This is a genomic window from Endozoicomonas sp. YOMI1, assembly GCF_024606345.1.
GTDB lineage: Bacteria > Pseudomonadota > Gammaproteobacteria > Pseudomonadales > Endozoicomonadaceae > Endozoicomonas.
The window spans coordinates 1-1,161 of sequence record NZ_JAHHPM010000238.1 but is presented as its reverse complement, the minus strand read 5'-3'; the positions used below and the strand labels follow the sequence as shown (position 1 = coordinate 1,161).

1 protein-coding gene is annotated in these 1,161 nt (G+C 58.7%); it reads right to left on the bottom strand.

Annotation, left to right across the window (positions count from 1 at the left end; translation table 11 throughout):
* A partial coding sequence (locus tag KDK15_RS08310) for a hypothetical protein (RefSeq protein WP_257294891.1) occupies positions 1-1,161 on the bottom strand: 1,161 nt, incomplete at both ends.

Here is a 1,161-nt window from a genome sequence, read left to right as displayed (position 1 = left end):
ATAATCCTTAACCACCGCATCCGGTGGGACCGGCCGACCATTCAACGCCAGGCCCTTCTGGCAACATTCCTCTTTGAAGCGCGCTATCCCCAGTCGGCCTTCCGAGCTATCCGGGAAATCCTTCACCACCGCATCCGGTGTCACCTGCCAGCCATTCAATGGCAGTCCCCTCAGGCAACATTCCGCTTTGAAGCGCGCCAGTCCCAGTTGACCTTCCGGACTATCCGGGAAATCCCTGACCACTACCTCCGGTGTGACCTGCTGGCCATTCAACACCAGGCCCCTCAGGCAACATTGTTCCAGAAAGCGCGCTAGTTCCAGGGTTGCCTTGACTGCCTGATAATCTCTTACCACCGCCTCCGGTGGAACCTGCTGACCATTCAACGCCCAGCCCCTCAGGCAACAGTCCGCTTTGAAGCGCACCAGCTCCAGGGTTGCTTTGGCTGCCTGAAAATCCTTAACCACCGCATCCGGTGGGACCGGCTGGCCATTCAAGGCCAGCCCCCTCAGGCAACATGCTTCCTCAAAGCGGGCCAGCTCCAGTATTGCTTTGGCTGCCTGATAATCCTTAACCACCGCATCCGGTGGGACCGGCTGAGCATTCAACGCCCAGCCCCTCAGGCAACATTCCGCTTTGAAGCGCGCCAGTTCCAATGTTGCCTTGACTGCCTGATAATCCTTAACCACCGCCTCCGGTGTGACCTGCTGGCCATTCAACGCCCAGACCCTCAGGCAACATTCCGCCTTGAAGCGCGCCAGCTCCAGGGTTGCGTTGACTGCCTGAAAATCCTTAACCACCGCCTCCGGTGTGACTGGCTGGCCATTCAACGGCAGTCTCCTCAGACAACATTCCTCTTTGAAGCGCGCCAGCTCCAGGGTTGCCCTGGCTGTCTGAAAACCCTTAACCACTGCATCCGCTGTGACCTGCTGGCCATTCAACACCAGGCCCCTCAGGCAACATTGTTCCTGAAAGCGCGCCAGCTCCAGTGTTGCGTTGGCTGCCTGAAAATCCTTAACCACCGCATCCGGCGTGACCCGCTGGCCATGCAGCACCAGACTCCTCAGGCAGCATTCTTCTTTGAAGCGCGCCAGCTCCAGTGTTGCCCTGGCTGCCTGCAAATCCTTAACCACTGCATCCGGTGTGACCTGCTGGCCATGCAA